This is a genomic window from Tenacibaculum sp. ZH5_bin.1, assembly GCF_042865525.1.
GTDB classification, from domain to species: Bacteria; Bacteroidota; Bacteroidia; order Flavobacteriales; family Flavobacteriaceae; genus Polaribacter; species Polaribacter mesophilus.
In genome coordinates this window covers 478207-494090 of the sequence record NZ_JBEGIO010000001.1, presented here as the reverse complement: position 1 = coordinate 494090, position 15884 = coordinate 478207, and the positions used below count along the sequence as shown (strand labels likewise).

Genomic DNA, 15884 nt, shown 5'->3' with positions numbered 1-15884 from the left:
AGTATAAAATTTATGAAATACACCACTTTATTACTTATATTATTTTTAGGTTTAACTTCATGTAAATCTACCAAAAACGTTACTGGTGATGTCGTTATTAAAGAATTATCGGCACGCAAAGTAGCTAAAAAACACATTGCCTCAAATTTTAACAAAAAAACGGTAGATGCTCGTTTAAAAGTTAATTACAAAAACAATAAAGAAAGTTTAGGCTTTTCAGTAAGAATGAAGATTAAAAAAGACGAAGTTATTTGGTTGAAAGGAACCAAAATCATCTCTATTTTTAAAGCTAAAATCACTCCTACCAAAGTGCAATTTTACTCTCCATATGAAAAAAGCTACTTTGATGGAGATTTTATGATGCTAAAAAAATTATTAGGAACCGATATTAATTTTAAACAGTTACAAAGCATGTTATTAGGTGAGGCGTTGATGGATGTAAAATCAGAACGTCAAGAAGTTCAAATTCAAGAAAAATCATATCAATTGTCTCCTAAAAAACAACCTACTTTATTCGACTTATTTTTTTATGTAAACCCTAAACACTTTAAACTAAACAAGCAATTAATAGTAAACTCGTTAAAAGACCAACGTTTAGACATTAGTTATCCAAAATATCATAAGAAAAACACTACCTTTTTTCCTGAAAAAATTAACATAAGAGCTAAAGAAAAAAATAAGTTTACTATTATTGATATTACAACTCGTTCAGTAGAATATAACACTAAGTTAAATGTAAGTTTTAATATCCCTAACGGTTATAAAGAAATTCAATTATAATTATGAAGTACCCTGTTTTTTACATCTCTTTTTTATGCCTATTTTTTGTAGGAATTTCTTCTTTTGCTCAAAGTAGGAAAGAGCTTGAAAATAGGCGAAAGAAACTTAAAAATGAAATAGAGCTAGTTAATAATCTTTTGTTCACAACAAAGAAAAAAAAGACTAGTGCTTTAGACGATTTAAAAGACTTAAACCAAAAAATAAGTGTTAGAGAGCGTTTAATTGAAACTATTGAGTTAGAGACAAAATTACTTTCTCAAGAAATCAATACAAACGAGCAGCAATTAAAAAAATATAATGACGAGCTAGAAAAATTAAAAAATGACTATCGAGATATGGTCGTTAAATCTTACAAAAGTAAATCGCAACAAAGTAAAACCATGTTTTTATTGTCTTCAGAAAGCTTTTATCAAGCTTATAAGAGATTAAAATACATGCAACAATATAAAGACTACAGAAAAAAACAAGGAGAAGAAATTATAGTTAAAGCGAAAGAAGTAGAACAACTAAACGACTCGTTAACTGCGCAAAAAAAATCAAAAGAAGCGTTACTTTCTGACGAGAAAAGTCAGAAAAAAGAAATTGAAGACGATAAGAAAAATCAAGAGCAATTAATTTCAAAAATTAAAAAGGAAGAGAAAAAATACAAAAGCGATTTACAAAAGAAACAACGAGAAGAAAAAAGAATTGCTGCCAGAATTGATAAGTTAATTAGAGATGCTATTGCTAAAGCAAACAAAGGCAAAAAAACTACAAAAGGTAAAACCAAAAGCTCTGGTTTTATTTTAAATGCCGAAGAAAAAGCTTTACTTGCTAACTTTGAGCAAAATAGAGGTAATTTACCTTGGCCGGTTAAAGGTGTTATTACACGAAAATATGGAGTTCAACCACACCCTACATTTCCTGGAATTACTATCAATAGCCACGGGTTATACATTGCAACCAAAGCAAATACCGATGTAAAGAGTATTTTTAGCGGAAAAGTTTTAGTTATTCAATTACATCCTGATGGAAGAAAATCAGTTTTAGTACAACATGGTAACTATATTTCTGCATACAATAAGTTAAAAGAAGTTTATGTAAAAAAAGGTGATGCTGTTAAAACTGGCGACAAACTAGGAAAAGTATTCACTAACAAAGTAACAGGTAAAACACAACTTAGTTTTATGTTGTATAAAGACCGAAACCGATTGAACCCTGCACAATGGATTCGTTCTTAACACCATTAAAACAGTTATAAATTTTATTTTTAAATTGTAACCAAATTTAAACGTGTGAAAAACGCATCAAACTTTATTATTGTAACTGTAGCAATTATTGCAACATTAGTCATTGGCAAAGGGATTTTAATTCCTTTTATTTTTGCTATTATTTTTTGGTTTTTAACACGTGAAATCCGAAAAACAATATATAGAATACCTTTTGCAAAACGATTTATTCCATTTTGGTTAAGTAATGTTTTTGTATTTACATTAATTATACTTGGTTTTGGTTTTATTTCTGAAATTATAACAAATAGTATTTCAAACTTAACCACATCATATTCAAAATATGAACCAAATATTGATGCTATTATAAAGCGTTTTAATGCTTACTTTCATATAGATATTGTTACATCACTTAAATCTGTTATTGGAGATTTTGACTATGGCTCTGTTTTAGGTGATATCGCAAACGGAATCAGCAGCTTGCTCGGTGATACCTTTATGATAATAATTTATGCTTTATTTATCTTTTTAGAGGAAAGTAACTTTAAAAAAAAGTTACAAAAGGTTTTTTTAGATACCTCAGAGAATTCAAAAGGTTTTCAAGCAATTTTAAAAAAAGTAGAAACCTCTATTTCTAATTACTTACGATTAAAAACATATGTAAGCCTACTAACAGGTGTTTTAAGCTACTTTATTTTATTAATGGTTGGAGTAGATGGCGCTCCTTTTTGGGCTTTCTTAATCTTCCTTTTAAATTATATACCAACTATTGGTTCATTGGTAGCTACAGCTTTTCCTGCTATTTTTTGCCTAATACAATTTGGAGAGTTTGCTCCTTTTTTAATTGTTGCTATAGCAGTAGGAGCCGTTCAAGTTATTGTTGGTAATGTTGTAGAACCAAAAGTTTTTGGAAGGTCGCTAAACTTAAGCCCACTTGTAACAATACTTTCTTTAGCTGTTTGGGGAGAAATTTGGGGAATAACTGGTATGATATTATCGGTACCAATTACAGTAATTATGATTATTATTTTCTCTCAGTTTGAAAAAACAAAAAACATTGCCATCTTTCTATCAGAAAATGGCAATGTTGATGACATATAAACGATTTTAATCCATAAAAATAGATTTCAACTCCAAAGCCTCCTTAGGATCCATTTTACCTGCTAAAACTAAGCTTAATTGCTTTCTACGTAATGCAGCTTCATAACGTTGTTTCTCTAATTCGGTTTCTGGTTCAATTTGAGGAATTGGTACTGGTTTTCCTGTTTCATCAACAGCAACAAACGTATAAATTCCTTCATTTACCTTCGTTTTTTCACCCGATTGACGATCTTCAATCCAAACATCTACATAAATCTCCATTGACGATTTAAAAGCACGTGAAACCTTTGCTTCTAAGGTAACCACACTTCCTACAGGTACCGATTTGGTAAATGCTACATGATTTACTGATGCTGTTACTACAATTCTTCTCGAATGACGGCGTGCAGCAATACTACAAGCTCTATCCATACGAGCTAATAACTCTCCTCCAAAAAGGTTATCTAAATAATTTGTTTCTCCTGGTAAAACTAAATCGGTAAGTACAGTTAACGATTCTCTTGGTGATTTTGCTCTCATCAATTAAATTTTGATGCAAAGATACAGCAACAAAAAAATCTACCTAAAATAAATGTAGTTTATTTAACTAACAACCAAGCGTCTTCGCTAACAGATTCTTTAATAATTTCTAGAGCTTTTCTAGCTTCTTCTTTAGTTGCATAGCTAGCAAAAGCTACTTGAGTTAAGCCTAATCTGTTCTTTCCAACAATAGAAGCATCATAGCCCTTATCTTCTAACTCTGTTAATTTGTTTTCAGCATTATGCTCTTCTTGAAAAGCTCCAGCTATGATATGAAAGTTTCTATCTTCTTTACTAACGTTTAAGTTAATTGTTGGTAACGGATTCTCTATTACAAAAGTTGCTGATTGAATTTTCTTCTCAACAGCTTCTTCTTGATTTGCTAATACTTGTTGTTGATTTTGAACACCATTCCAACCCACATAGGCAATTCCTACAAAAACAGCTGCAGCAGCAGTCCTTTTTAAATACAACGGAATTGTTTTTCTGTTTTCTTTAGTAGTAGGTAATGACTTAATTGTTACTTCTTTTACTCTTTCTACAGAAGGTGTTGAAACCTCAGCTAATCCAAAAGATTCTTTTAAAAAGTTACTTGATGGATTTGGTTCAAAAATAATTTGTTTTGCCTCGTTTAATGACAAGCTTCCTACAGAAGCAACAGTAACAGTTGCTGTTGCTAACTTTTCTTTCCATTGTGCAACTTCCTCTGCAATAAAAGCAGTAGCTTCTTCAAAAGAAATATTTTTACTCGAAGCTATATAATTTGCCAATAAACCGTCATTATGCTGTAAATATGCATTAAACGTGAGTTGTTTTTTTGGCGGATAAAAAGTGTGAGTAGTTGTATTTACTCTAGCACCAATTTTATTGGTTACAAATCCTCCAAAATTAGGAACAATTACGCAATCGTATCTATATAATAAATCGTTAATGTAGTTGGCTAATGTCATAATAACAAATATAGTTTTTTAGTGAATTACTTTCAAGTAATCTTGTAATTTTTATCAACAGTTTTTTGTATATTGATACTCAAATTATTGCTATCATGAATACAGAAAAATTACTTGCTATTTTACGTTTACAAGCAACTAAAAACATAGGTGATATTTTGGCAAAAAGGCTAATTACCTCTGTAGGAAGTGTTGAACAAGTATTTTTAGAGAAGAAAAATGTACTCCATAAAATTAACGGAATAGGAACTCATGTAACTCAATATCTTTTTGATGAAAGTAACCTGAAAAGAGCAGAGGAGGAGCTGTATTATATTCAACAAAACAACACTACTTTTTCTTATTTTTTAGATGACAATTATCCGCAACAGCTAAAACATTGTATTGATGCTCCAATCTTACTTTTTAAAGACGGCAACCTCAACTTAAACAATGATAAAATTATTTCGATTGTAGGAACTCGGAAAATGAGTTCGTACGGACGCGATTTCTGCAATCAACTTATTAAAGACTTAAAAGAATACAATCCTATAATTGTAAGTGGTTTTGCTTATGGAGTAGATATTTGCGCGCACAAAGCTGCAATGAAAAACAACCTGCAAACTATTGCTGTCTTAGCACACGGATTGGATGAAGTATACCCAAAAACACATAAAAAATATATTCATCAAGTAAATGAGAATGGTGGTTTTATTACCGAGTTTTGGCACGATGAGCAACCTATGAGAGAAAACTTTTTAAAACGAAATCGTATTGTAGCTGGGCTATCTAAAGCAACCATTATTATTGAATCTGCTAAAAAAGGAGGGTCGTTAGTTACTGCTGATATTGCCAATTCGTACAATCGTGATGTGTTTGCGCTACCGGGTAGAGCAACCGATATATATAGCAAAGGTTGTAACAACCTCATTAAAAACAATCAAGCACATTTATTAACCTCTGCTGAAGATATTGTAAAAATGCTTAATTGGGATCTGCCGAGAGCCTCGGCACCTATTCAAAACAAGCTTTTTGTTGATTTGAATGAAACCGAACAAAAAATACACAATTACTTACAACAAAATGGTAAACAGTTGTTAGATGTTATTGCGTTAGATTGTAATCTTCCTACTTATCAACTATCCTCTATTTTGGTTCAAATGGAATTAAAAGGGGTTATAAAACCTTTACCCGGAAAAATGTTTGAAGTTTAGTACCTTTGAAGCATGTCAGAATATAAACTCATATCACAAAAAAAACCAGCTTTTCCTGTTACCAAAAAACTAGGAAACTACTTAAAAAGACATAACAGAACTATAAAAATTCCTATTTTTTATGATGATTTGTTGCGTTTTCAAGGTTCGGTTGCTGTGTATGATAAACACGATAATGATACCTTATGGATACGTGTTTTTTATAATGAGTTTGAGCGGGCTGAAATTGATTTATACCTAAAAAAAGTATATAATATCTTACACTCTAACGGTTCTGACGCCAGTATTAAGCATTTAAATGTTGATGCTATCGATTTTTGTACGTTTGGTAACTCTAAACCTTTTCGTATAAAAATTCGAAATATTTTAAATGATAACTACACCTATTTTTACGTAAAGAAAACCGATGCTTCTCGTATTTACGGACTAGAGTTAGAGGATATTTTATCTCCTTACAATCTAAACTTTTTGGTATATGAAGACACGTTGATAGAAGAGCATATATCAGGAATTCCTGGTGATGTTTTCATCAATGATTATTTAGATGATTGTTTAGACATTGAAAAAGCACAACTAGCTAAAGAGTTTGTTAAATTTAACGAGCGTTGTATGATTCGTTTGTTGGGCGATATGCGTTCGTATAACTACGTAGTAGTACCTACACACGATTTTGAAAATGTTGTGTATAAAATTCGTCCGATAGATTTTGATCAGCAATGTTACGAAGGTAAATTTAAAGTGTATTATCCACAGTTTTTTAAAGAAAATTTAAAGCTCGTTCAACTGGTAGGAGATAAGCTTACTTCAGAATCTATTGAGCAATATCAAATAGAAGAGCGATCAATTGTTGCTAAAAGAATTTTAGGTTCTCGTTCTCGATTGAATCGTTTGCTTTCCGCTATGAAATCAGATAATATTTCTATACCAAAAAATATCGAACAATTAAAATCAGAAATTTTTGAATTTACAGGAGATATTAATTTTAGAGATAGTGATGGTATGGGAGAGGTTTTAGACAGTGCATTAACTTTTGTTCGTAGAAATTACGAAGATGTGAGTATGAAAACCATTATTCAACAACAGCAAAGATTACACTAGCCTTTTCTACTTCGAATACTTTCAATAATCACTGTTGCTAAAATTAAGCTTCCACCAATAAACGTGTTCCACGTGGGAATTTCGTTTAAGAAAATAAACGCTAACAAAATTCCGAAAACAGGTTGAATGCTACTAATTATACTTGCGGTTGATGCCGAAAAAAACTGTAGTGAATGTACCATTAAACTATGTCCGATAGCCGTAGTTAACAAGGCTAATAATAGTAAATAGGGGAGTTGCTCTTGAAATCCTGAAACATCCATAAAAAATAAAACGGGAACTAAGGTTACGGTAATTATTACCACTTGATAAAACATCAACATTACTCCATTGTATTGTTGTACATATTGCTTTAAAATTAAAATTCTAACAGAATAGCACAATGCAGAAAGTAAGCCAAATAACACGCCTTGTACTTGTGTGTTTTTAATATCAAAATCAGGAGCTAAAATGTATAAACCTAGCAACACCATCAACCCTAAAACAATATGAATCGGGTTGAATTTTATTTTTAAAAACAGGGGTTCTAAAAAGGCAATCATGACCGGAAAGGTGTACAATGACAACATTCCAATAGCTACATTGGACAGTTTTAACGCATAGAAATACGTAATCCAATGTGCACCCATAAAAATTCCCCCCATTAAAAAAGGGAACAAGTGCCTTCTTGATTGTATGGTTAAATCAATCTTTTTGAATCGGCAAAAGACATACAAAATCACCATAGCAATCACCGAACGAAACCACACAATAACTTCTGAAGGCATTGCAATATACTTACCTAACACACCCGATGTACTGATGAATAAGGTAGCTAATAATAGCCCTGAAAGGTTTTTAATATGGTTAGTTTGCATGAGGGTAAATGTATGTCATTTCAACCAGAGGAAGAAATCTTAAGAAGATGAGTTACTCAATTGAATGAGATTTCTCGCTACCGCTCGAAATGACGTTTTGTTTGTTCTCGTCATTGCGAATGGACACTGAGCGGAATCGAAGTGGAAATGAAGCAATCTTTTGGTTGTTAGTCACCTACAAACAGATTACTTCAGTCGTACCTCCTTCGTAATGATGGTTTGCTTTTTTCGTCATTGCGAGCGGAGCGCGGTAACCTTTCGGTTATGAGCTTACATTGTCACATCGAGTGAATTTCTTTTTTCGATAGAGGAAAGAAATTTGTATCGAGATGCATATAAGCTGGTTCTCGATACAATTTTCACTCATTCTAATCGTGAAAACCACTCGAACAGACAGAGCTTAATTATTAAACTTCTTCTTTGCTAAGTTCGGTAGTTTTTCAAACTCATTATTTATAAGAGCTTCTTTTTTTGCTCTAGACCATTTTTTAATTTGTTTTTCTTTTTCAATAGCCATTTCTACGTTAGTAAACTCACAATAAAAAACCAATTCAACAGGTCTTCTTTTTGAAGTATAACTATCTTTAAAAGTTCCATTTTGGTGCTGAAATATTCGTTGAGATAGGTTTGAAGTTACTCCTGTGTAATAGGTTTTGTCTGAACATTGTAATATGTAAACAAAGTATATTTTCATTTTAAAATTTTTCAACAAACTAGTTACTTTTTACAAAAATGACAATTCTTTATTCCTTTATTGCTGAAGTAGCGTGCCCATATTTTGGTTATGAGTTTACATTGTCACATCGAGTGAATTTCTTTTTCGATAGAAGGAAGAAATTTGTATCGAGATGTATACAAACTAGTTCTCGATACAATTTTCACTCATTCTAATCGTGAAAACCACTCGAACTGACAACTTCTTTGTACCGTCATTGCGAGCGAGAAATGACGTTTTATACTTTCTGTAAGGTTTCTAACGCCTTGTGTACACTATCAATTTTAATAAACGTGATGAGTAAGCGCAATCCGTTTTTGGTTTTCTTTTCTTTCATTACACAACTCTTCGGATTTTGCTGTACGTACCTCAACATTTTGGTAAACGCTTCGGTTTGATAAAAAGCGCTTTGCTGATCGGATACAAAATAACCCAACATACGTTTTTGCTTTAAAATCACCTTTTCTAAACCTAGTTCTTTCGCTAACCATTTAATACGAACACTGTCTAATAAATCGGCTACTTGCGTTGGATATTCTCCAAAACGATCGATAATTTCAGTCTCAAAAGTTTGTAATTCCTCTTCCGTAGTTAAGGTTCCTAATTTGTTGTATAAACTCAAACGTTCGGTAACTGAGTTGACATAATCATCTGGGAACAAAATTTCAAAATCGGTATCAATTTGCACCTCTTTCACATACTCTTTCGGTGCATTTTCATCTGTTGGATATAAATCTTTAAACTCATTTTCCTTCAGTTCTTCAATGGCTTCATGTAAGATTTTCTGATAGGTATCAAAACCAATATCGTTGATAAATCCACTTTGTTCTCCACCTAATAAATCTCCAGCACCACGAATTTCCAAGTCTTTCATGGCAATGTTCAATCCGCTTCCTAAATCAGAAAACAGTTCTAATGCCTGAATTCGTTTACGTGCATCATCGGTCATGTGATGATACGGTGGCGTGATAAAATAACAGAAGGCTTTTTTGTTCGAACGTCCTACACGACCACGCATTTGGTGTAAATCAGACAGTCCAAAATTGTTGGCGTTGTTGATGAAAATCGTATTCGCATTCGGTACATCCAATCCACTTTCAATAATGGTGGTAGAAACCAATACATCAAACTCATTATTCATAAAACCTAGCATAAGTTCTTCTAGCTTTTTTCCTTCCATTTGCCCGTGACCAATACCAATTTTAGCACTTGGCACCAAACGTTGTAACAATCCTGCTACTTCTTTGATGTTTTCAATACGGTTATGGATAAAAAACACCTGTCCACCACGAGAAATCTCGTACGAAATCGCATCGCGAATGGTTTCTTCACTAAAGCGAATTACATTGGTTTCTATGGGATGACGGTTAGGTGGTGGCGTTTTAATCACCGATAAATCTCGCGCCGCCATTAAACTGAATTGTAAAGTACGCGGAATTGGCGTTGCCGTTAAAGTCAACGTATCTACATTTTCTTTAATGGTTTTTAGTTTGTCTTTTGCTGCTACCCCAAATTTTTGTTCTTCATCAATAACCAACAATCCCAAATCTTTAAACTGAACTGCTTTATTGGTTAACTGGTGCGTTCCTATCACAATATCTACACTTCCATCAGCAACCCCTTCTAACACGCCTTTACGCTGTTTTGTGGTTCTAAAACGGTTTAGGTAGTCAATCGTAACCGGAAAGTCTTTTAATCGCTTAGAAAAGGTTTTAAAGTGCTGAAATGCTAAAACTGTAGTTGGTACAAGCACCGCAACCTGTTTTCCGTTATCTACCGCTTTAAAAGCCGCTCTAATGGCAATTTCTGTTTTTCCAAAACCAACATCACCACACACCAAACGATCCATCGGTTGTTCTTTTTCCATATCAGCTTTTACTTCTTGGGTAGAAGAGAACTGATCGGGTGTGTCTTCGTATAAGAAACTCGCTTCCAACTCGTGTTGCATATGCGTGTCGGGTCCGAAAGCAAATCCTTTTTGTAGTTTTCGTTTTGCGTATAACTGAATTAAGTTGAACGCAATATGTTTTACACGGGCTTTGGTTTTTTGCTTGACTTTTTTCCAAGCATTCGACCCTAGTTTATATACTTTAGGCGGTTTTCCGTCTTTTCCGTTGAATTTGGAAATTTTGTGTAGCGAGTGAATACTCACGTATAAAATATCGCGATCGCCATAAATTAACTTAATGGCCTCTTGTTTTTTGCCTTCTACATCTATTTTTTGAAGTCCGCCAAACTTTCCAATACCATGGTCGATATGGGTTACATAGTCGCCTACGTCTAATTTGGTGAGCTCTTGTAGGGTGATGGATTGCTTTTTCGCATATCCGTTTTTGAGTCGGAATTTGTAATAACGCTCAAAGATTTGATGATCAGTATAACAAACAATTTTGCTATCAATATCCACAAATCCTTGATACAACGGAAACACAATGGTTTCATAAGAAACCTCTTCTTCATGGTCGTCAAAAATATCGTGGAAACGTTGTGCTTGCTGTTCGTTAGAACATAAAATATAATTGGTAAATCCTTTGGCCGAAAACTCATTGAAATTCTGAATTAACAGGTCGAATTTTTTGTTGAAAGAGGGTTGGGGGTGGGTATCGAAGTTGATGCTTACGTTAGTGAGATTTAGCTCCGCTGAACCTTGCGGTTTCTCACTTCGTTCAGAATGACGGTTTTTACCAATGTCAACCGTTGTAAAATCTTGTAGTTGATTACGTATGAGTTCTCCGTTGCAAAACAATTCTTCTGGTTTTGCGTGTTTGATTTCGGTAGATAATTCGTTAAACGATAGTTCTGCTTTTCGATAGAATTTATCTAGTGAATCACTTAGTAAATCTAAATTCTTAACGAAAACAGCGGTTTTTGCTGATATGTATTTTAAAAAGCTTTCTCTGCTTTCTTGTAGTGTTTTGTTTTCTACATTGGGCATAATGCTCACTTTCTTCAGTTTTTCTTTAGAAAGTTGCGTTTCTACATCAAAAGTTCGGATGCTGTCTACCTCATCACCAAAAAACTCAATACGATAGGGTTCGTCGTGTGAAAACGAAAACACGTCGATAATTCCACCACGTACCGAAAACTCTCCTGGTTCGGTCACAAAATCGACACGTTTAAAATGATATTCGAACAGTACTTCGTTGACAAAATCGAGCGATACTTGCTCGCCCACCACCACTTTAAGTGTGTTTTTTTCCAGCTCTTTTTTGGTGACTACCTTTTCGAACAGGGCAGTAGGATAGGTAACAATAATCGCAGGTTTTTTACGAGAATTGATACGGTTTAACACCTCTGAACGCAAAAGTACATTGGCATTGTCGGTTTCTTCTATCTGGTAGGGTCTGCGATACGAACCCGGATAAAACAACACGTTTTTATCGCCCAATAACTGCTCTAAATCGTTAAGGTAATAAGCAGCTTCTTCCTTGTCGTTAAAAATTAACAAGTAGGGTTTGTCGGCTTGTTTAAAAGTTTCGGAAATGACAAAAGACAACGAAGAACCGACCAAATTCGTAATTTGAAAATGGTGTGGATCTTGTTGAAGCTGATGAACAATCTGTTTTACATTCTCAGATTGTTGATAGTGATTTACAATTGCTTGCTTGCTCAACGTACAAAAATTTTACGCAAATGTACGAGGATTATTTTTTGTGTGGGAGTTTTGTTTTTTGCCTTTTTTAAGTTAAATTTTTTAAAATTAAAAAAAGTATTATTCCAGGAACAATCATTGTTGCTAAATAAACCAATCTAGTATTAGTAAAATACATTATAGGTGTCAAAACCCACTCATACCAATCAATTTTGTAATAATCTGGGTGTTTTAATCTAAATTTTTTATTGTCAATTGGGTCATGGTTAGAGTATCTCCGAAGCACATTTTGATATTCTTTTTGCAAATTCATGCAAAATTCTAACTTTTCGTTTTCATCAGATTCAGTTTTGTAAGATTTAAAATTCTGAAGTTCGTTATAGAGGTCAGCTAAATCAAGTGCACAATCATGAAAGTTTTTTGCTTTTACTGGATAATTTTGAGCATTTTCAATTAAAGAAAAAACTAAAACTAAAATTGAAAGAGCTGTAATAGTAAAAGCAATAATATTCTGATTAATTGTATCTGGGTTATAAAGATTATAAACAGAAACTAAACCAAAAATAATAAGGTAAGCTGATAGAAAACTAATACTTAATGTTGAAAATTTTGCTATTGTCTTCAATCTTGTGTCTGCTGTAAACCTAGTCCCCTTTGTTGACCAAATTTTGTGTTTAAGTTCCTCTAAAAAATCCTTATCTAAATGTTCCTTACCTTTACCTTTTTCAAAACTTTTAGTCATCTATCGTAATATATTTAAATGTTTTTTATAACAGGTTCATTTTAATCCCCTTTCTTATGTTTGTGCGGTTTTAATGATGGTGTATTTCCAGGAGTTTTCTTATTGTCTCTCTGACGTCTATCTGGTTTTCCGGTTGTTTTTGCTGTTCTTTTTGGTCCTGGTTTGATTGCTTTAATTTCCATATTATTAATCTTATTGTATAATTTTTTATCTAAAAAATGAGTTTATTTCATCTATTGTCTTGTTTACTAAAAAAGGAATTTCTCCTTCTTTTAACTCTTTATAATTTATTTCTTGTGCATTAAAGGTATCCACTACTATACTGAACTCTTCAGAAATTTGATAGTTATCGGAATAGTTTCTAACAAGGAAACTGTATAGTATTTCACAAAACATCCCCAACTCACTTTTTTTAAATCCATAAAGTTTAGGAACCAACCACAATGCTCCAATCATAGAAATACCTTTTTCTTCAAAAGTGTAAATTACACTTGGGTTAACATAAATAGGAAGTTCATTTATTCTAAAAACCTTATATGATTTAGGAATTTTTTCATATTTAATTTCAGAGTTTGGTTTTAAATTTTCAAGATCAAAATCAATAAAACTATTTAAAATATCAATATTTCTTTGATACATTGACTTTATTCTTCTGTCTTCAGAATCATTATATTTAGAAAATAATTCCTCTGTTTTTACATCATATAACTCCTTCTTTTCATATTTAAAAACATTGTATATACAACTTGTACTTGTAACCCAATAATTACCTCCTCCAGTCTCTTTAGTTTCTGTTTTAATTTTTGCTTCTCTATTTTTTAATTTAAAAGCAAATGATTTCTTTCTTTTGTCTGATTTATTCCTAAAATCTATTAATTCCACAACTCTTATCTTCTCCATAATTATAACATTTAAATTATTCAAAATTAAACACATACAACCACTATTCTTTACGACAATCCATAAAGAAGTGTTTGTTGTTACTTTTTAAATAAAAAAATAGTTGAGATAAGGGGTTGTACTACTTTTTACTTTTTTAGCGTGTTAAACATAGTAAAAAAAGAGGAGAGAGGCAAGGGTTATTTATTTGTGTGTGAGTTTGTAAGGGTATTTATTACTTTTAAGAGTATTTGTAACTCTCTTTAAAAAGATTTCTCCCTGCGGTCGAAATGACAGGACACCATGCAACTTCAACGTCATTTCGAACTGGAGTGCAACGGAAGTGAGAAATCTTATAATTGTGTATTGAGCACTTTCAAGTGTATTTGTAACTCCCGTGAGTGAGATTTCTCCCTGCGGTCGAAATGACAGTATTAATTAAAACACTTCATTATTCAAAAAACGCCACTCAGGATTGAAACTGTTAATCAAGTTTTCTTTTTTTTCTCTACTCCATTTTTTTAATTCTTTTTCTCTGTGAATTGCTTCGTTTATCGTTTCAAAAGCTTCATAATAAATCAAATAATAGCAATTATATTTTCCTGCAAATGATTTTTTAGCATGCTCGCTATCAAAATAATGTTGAGATAATCGTTTTTGAAGATTGTTGGTAACACCAATATACAATGTGGTTTTATTCTTGTTTGTAATGATGTATACAACGTATTTGTTTAGCATTTTTCTTTTAAAGATATGAAAAATTCTAAACGTCATTTCGAACTGAAGTGCAACAAAAGTGAGAAATCTTAAAATTGCGTGTTAGGTACTTTCACAGGTATTTCTGACTCCCTTGAGAGAGATTTCTCGCTATCGCTCGAAATGACAGTAAGGTTATCCCTTATGAATAACAATCGCTTCAACTCGTGCTAACTGACTTACAAAATCAAATACATCCATCAATTCCCAAGTAGGAGTGAGGTGGTTTTGTAATTCTTCAAAGCTTATGGTTTCTCCTGTATTTAGTTTTTCTATAATTGTGCTTAGTTGTGAGTTGTTGCTAACAACAACTTCATTTCCTCTTGCCATTATACAGGTTTTCTCTGTGTTTTCTGTATGTATTAACAACGGAAAAATTGTCTTTCCCTTAATTTGAAATGGCGGGTTGGGTAAACTTTCTTTGTTCTCAACTATTGAAGGTTGTAAAACTCCTGCGTTACTTTTTAGCCTAGTAATATATTTTGAAAGTGTTTTTTTGTATTGCTGTTCCCACGTTTTACGGTTTAATAAGCTATTCCAATCCAATTCTTCGGTGGTTACATCTACTGGTGGTAAATACCCTACATTCGGATTTTTTTGTAGCTCTTTTGAGGCTATTTGTGTGGCAATTGTTTTTTCTAAATAATCTCTCGACAGATTTATATAATCCATTACTACACTTAGTGAAAACTCATCGGTTTTTGCAATATGGTATACATGATGCGGAATAAACATGGCCGATTTTGCTTTTAACGGATATGTTGTAGATGTTGGTAACATTGCATCTACTTCGTGGAACACCTGAGTATTGTGTTCTATTTGGTTGTATTCTTCAATATCCCAAGTGTAAAAATCTTTATGGTTGGGGCCTAAATGAAACAAAAAACCTTCTTCTCCTTTGGCTTCTTTATGAATTCCGAAAGGTGTAAAACCATAGTTTCCCATAAAAAACAAAAAAGAGAGTCCGCCTAAAGGCATTCCTGCTTTTTGAAGTAAGGGAGCTACAATGTGACACATTCTCTCGGTAAATTTATTACTAAAGCTTTCCAAGCTATTAAAAACAACTCCGAATTTTTGATCTTCGAAGAGCTTCTTACACCATTGCTCAATAGTTTCCTCTTCTTTTGGTCTATTGGCTACCATTTCTTCTGCTATTCCGTTTTGAAGTTCGTGGTTTATATATACTTTGATGCCTTTGTGCAATTCTCCTCTGTCTAAAAACCGATTGATGATGTTTTTTAATTCTTGTTTTAAAAAGATTACATCGTCATCAGAAAGTATGTTATCTACAGAGGTTGGTTTGGTGAGTTCTTGTGAGTTTTGGTAGAGTTTTTTCCAAGTTTCAGAGTTTTTCTCGTTATTCATAGTCTGGTTTTAGAGCTTATGTTGATAAAAATAAGGTATTTTGAAAATTATTTTTACGCTTTTATTCCTTTATTTTAATCAGTTATACCTGCTCTATGTTATTATGATGTAGGTGAGGGGTGAAGTAAT

The 15884-nt window shown here is 32.6% G+C and carries 15 protein-coding genes; 5 read left to right on the top strand and 10 right to left on the bottom strand.

Features of this window, described 5'->3' with window-relative positions; all coding sequences use genetic code 11:
* Nucleotides 1-12 precede the first annotated feature (12 nt).
* Genes ABHQ57_RS02280 through ABHQ57_RS02270 form a run of 3 tightly spaced genes read left to right on the top strand, consistent with a single transcriptional unit; the run spans nucleotide 13 to nucleotide 3089 of the window.
* A complete protein-coding gene (locus ABHQ57_RS02280; protein WP_167712613.1) occupies nucleotides 13-780 on the top strand; it encodes a DUF4292 domain-containing protein in 768 nt (255 codons plus the stop codon).
* A 2-nt stretch (nucleotides 781-782) separates the two neighbouring features.
* Nucleotides 783-2000, top strand: a complete 1218-nt coding sequence (locus ABHQ57_RS02275) for a murein hydrolase activator EnvC family protein (protein WP_389862140.1) — start codon at nucleotides 783-785, stop codon at nucleotides 1998-2000.
* Between the two features lie 54 nt (nucleotides 2001-2054).
* Nucleotides 2055-3089 (top strand): AI-2E family transporter, encoded by a 1035-nt coding sequence (locus tag ABHQ57_RS02270; RefSeq protein WP_073182341.1) that lies wholly within the window; start codon nucleotides 2055-2057, stop codon nucleotides 3087-3089.
* A 6-nt stretch (nucleotides 3090-3095) separates the two neighbouring features.
* On the opposite strand, the gene ABHQ57_RS02265 is transcribed toward ABHQ57_RS02270, so the two are convergent.
* Together ABHQ57_RS02265 and ABHQ57_RS02260 are read right to left on the bottom strand one after the other, a co-directional pair.
* Entirely contained in the window at nucleotides 3096-3608 is a 513-nt protein-coding gene (locus ABHQ57_RS02265; protein WP_047788033.1) for an acyl-CoA thioesterase, read from the bottom strand.
* A gap of 59 nt (nucleotides 3609-3667) precedes the next feature.
* Nucleotides 3668-4558, bottom strand: a complete 891-nt coding sequence (locus ABHQ57_RS02260; RefSeq protein WP_047788034.1) for an SPOR domain-containing protein — start codon at nucleotides 4556-4558, stop codon at nucleotides 3668-3670.
* A gap of 95 nt (nucleotides 4559-4653) precedes the next feature.
* Between ABHQ57_RS02260 and dprA the strand changes: the two genes are divergently transcribed.
* Nucleotides 4654-5751, top strand: coding sequence for a DNA-processing protein DprA (gene dprA, locus ABHQ57_RS02255; RefSeq protein WP_196781597.1), 1098 nt, complete (start codon nucleotides 4654-4656; stop codon nucleotides 5749-5751).
* A gap of 12 nt (nucleotides 5752-5763) precedes the next feature.
* The gene (locus ABHQ57_RS02250; RefSeq protein ID WP_047788036.1) at nucleotides 5764-6849 is read left to right on the top strand and encodes a hypothetical protein; all 1086 of its coding nucleotides are present in this window, start codon (nucleotides 5764-5766) and stop codon (nucleotides 6847-6849) included.
* Here the strand turns inward: ABHQ57_RS02250 and ABHQ57_RS02245 are convergent.
* The 8 genes from ABHQ57_RS02245 to ABHQ57_RS02210 form a co-directional block, all read right to left on the bottom strand.
* Complete coding sequence (locus tag ABHQ57_RS02245; RefSeq protein ID WP_047788037.1) at nucleotides 6846-7706, bottom strand: DMT family transporter; 861 nt, start codon at nucleotides 7704-7706, stop codon at nucleotides 6846-6848. The two genes, ABHQ57_RS02250 and ABHQ57_RS02245, sit on opposite strands and share 4 nt — an antisense overlap.
* Before the next feature lie 400 nt (nucleotides 7707-8106).
* Nucleotides 8107-8400, bottom strand: coding sequence for a GIY-YIG nuclease family protein (locus ABHQ57_RS02240; RefSeq protein WP_239178297.1), 294 nt, complete (start codon nucleotides 8398-8400; stop codon nucleotides 8107-8109).
* A gap of 259 nt (nucleotides 8401-8659) precedes the next feature.
* Entirely contained in the window at nucleotides 8660-12034 is a 3375-nt protein-coding gene (gene mfd / locus ABHQ57_RS02235) for a transcription-repair coupling factor (RefSeq protein ID WP_389862133.1), read from the bottom strand.
* A gap of 67 nt (nucleotides 12035-12101) precedes the next feature.
* Nucleotides 12102-12755 carry an SLATT domain-containing protein gene (locus ABHQ57_RS02230; RefSeq protein WP_389862130.1) on the bottom strand — a complete coding sequence of 218 codons (654 nt, stop codon included), beginning with the start codon at nucleotides 12753-12755 and terminating at the stop codon, nucleotides 12102-12104.
* A gap of 41 nt (nucleotides 12756-12796) precedes the next feature.
* Entirely contained in the window at nucleotides 12797-12937 is a 141-nt protein-coding gene (locus ABHQ57_RS02225; protein WP_389862127.1) for a hypothetical protein, read from the bottom strand.
* A 25-nt stretch (nucleotides 12938-12962) separates the two neighbouring features.
* Nucleotides 12963-13655, bottom strand: a complete 693-nt coding sequence (locus ABHQ57_RS02220) for a hypothetical protein (RefSeq protein WP_389862125.1) — start codon at nucleotides 13653-13655, stop codon at nucleotides 12963-12965.
* Between the two features lie 417 nt (nucleotides 13656-14072).
* Nucleotides 14073-14372: a GIY-YIG nuclease family protein gene (locus ABHQ57_RS02215; protein ID WP_073182345.1), complete on the bottom strand. Its 300-nt coding sequence runs from the start codon at nucleotides 14370-14372 to the stop codon at nucleotides 14073-14075.
* Nucleotides 14373-14525: 153 nt separating this feature from the next.
* Complete coding sequence (locus tag ABHQ57_RS02210; protein ID WP_389862121.1) at nucleotides 14526-15755, bottom strand: RNA methylase; 1230 nt, start codon at nucleotides 15753-15755, stop codon at nucleotides 14526-14528.
* Nucleotides 15756-15884 lie beyond the last annotated feature (129 nt).